This is a genomic window from Streptomyces sp. NPDC050658, from assembly GCF_044457025.1.
Classification (GTDB): domain Bacteria; phylum Actinomycetota; class Actinomycetes; order Streptomycetales; family Streptomycetaceae; genus Streptomyces.
In genome coordinates this window covers 1-1,603 of record NZ_JBITGM010000028.1, presented here as the reverse complement: position 1 = coordinate 1,603, position 1,603 = coordinate 1, and the positions used below count along the sequence as shown (strand labels likewise).

Here is a 1,603-nt window from a genome sequence, read left to right as displayed (position 1 = left end):
TCAGCTTGTTCTTTAAGGTCTGAGTCGGTTTCGTTCGATGATGCTCTCGGGCCGTTTCGCGGTCTTGCCCACGTCATAGCGGGTGGCGGGCCGCCGGTTCTTCGAGCCAAGTGGCCGTCCAGGTCCGGGAGTTGATGGTTTCGGTGCACGGGCCGGACAGTGCAGGTGCGGGCGGAGGTTCCGAAACCCTCGGCGGACGCGGGCCGGGGTGAGCCTGCCAGGTTCGGCGGGTTTCTCCCACGGCCGCCGTAAGTCGGCGGCGGCCCCGCGTAGGAGGCGGAGCTGGGTGTGGGCGGCGATGATCAGCCAGGTCCAGCGCTCGCCGGCCTCGGGGGTGCGCAGCTTCGGCCGGGTCCAGCCGAGGGTCTGTTTGATCATCCTGAAGAGGTGCTCCAGGTCGAACCTTCTCAGAAACGCCTGCCAGCGCACGTCGACGTTCTCGCAGCTCAGGCCGATGGCCGACGACCAGAGCCAGAGCGGGAGCGGGTCGCGTCCGCCGGGCAGGCGGTCGACCTGGAGGCGGATCAGGGTGCCTTCAATGATGGGGAGTTCGCCGTTGTGGTCGATCCAAGCGGAGCGGGTGGTCAGGCGGGGGTGGATGCGGTCCCAGGCCATCGCGCGGACGGTGCCGTATCGGTCGGTGACCTGCGTCGTCGCGGCGTCCGGTTCGCCCCAGGTCTCCGGCTTGGCGAAGCGGAACTCCCTGCCGTGCCTCGGCGGTCGCCCGCCCTGGGGATAGGCCAGGGCGTACTCCTTGAGCGTGGGCGTTGGGCGTCGCATGACGCGGTCGGAGCGCATCCGTCCCAGCACTTCGACCGGGAGGCCGGCCAGGAGGTGGGCCATGCGCGGGGCGTCGTAGCCGGCGTCGAAGACGATGAGGATGTCGCGGTCGCCGACGTGCCAGCGGCCCATCTCGATCAGGTCCGTGACCACACGGCGGAGCTGGGCGGCGGTGACCTCGGCGACATCGTCCTCGGGCCCGAGGCGGACGGCGTCCAGGAGCTGGCACCAGGACGTCCGACCCGGTTCGAGGGCGGCGACGAACGAGTACGGCCAGCCCGGGACGAACTGATCCGAGGACCGTCCGCTGCGGCCGTAGACGTGGCAGAACAGACGGTCCGCGCTGGTCGGCGCGTCGGGACGCAGCCAGTGGCTGACGTCGACCGCCAGGACCAGGCCCCCGTCGGCGGCCCGCGGCATCGGCAGACCGGCCAGCACCTGCCGCAGCCGGGGCACGTCCACGCTCCCGCGGTTCAAAGCCTCGTACATCGCGCCGTGCCCACGCCGGTGCTCGGCCACCAGCGTCAGGTCCACCGGCGACATCACCGGACCATCCGCGCACAGCAACGCATCCACCAGCTCGAACAGTTCGTCCCCGCTCGCGGTCAGAGAGTCGAATAGGTCCTCCCGGAAGCGCGACGCTTGCGCGAACGCTTCCCCGGGACCGGCGTCAGGCAACAGAATCACCTTCACGGCCTTCGTCTGGATCCGTGCACCTTGGTCGGAGCACAGGATCGGATGAAGGCCGTCCCAGCGTCAGGCGAACACCAAGGTCAAGGGCTTAGTTCGAGGCCCAATTCGACCTCAGACCTTAAAGAACAAG

General features: G+C 69.1%; 1 protein-coding gene. It reads right to left on the bottom strand.

The features are described from left to right. Nucleotides 1–12 precede the first annotated feature (12 nt). Nucleotides 13–1,467 carry an NF041680 family putative transposase gene (locus ACIBKX_RS40715; RefSeq protein WP_363278034.1) on the bottom strand — a complete coding sequence of 485 codons (1,455 nt, stop codon included), beginning with the start codon at nucleotides 1,465–1,467 and terminating at the stop codon, nucleotides 13–15. Between the last annotated feature and the right edge of the window lie 136 nt (nucleotides 1,468–1,603).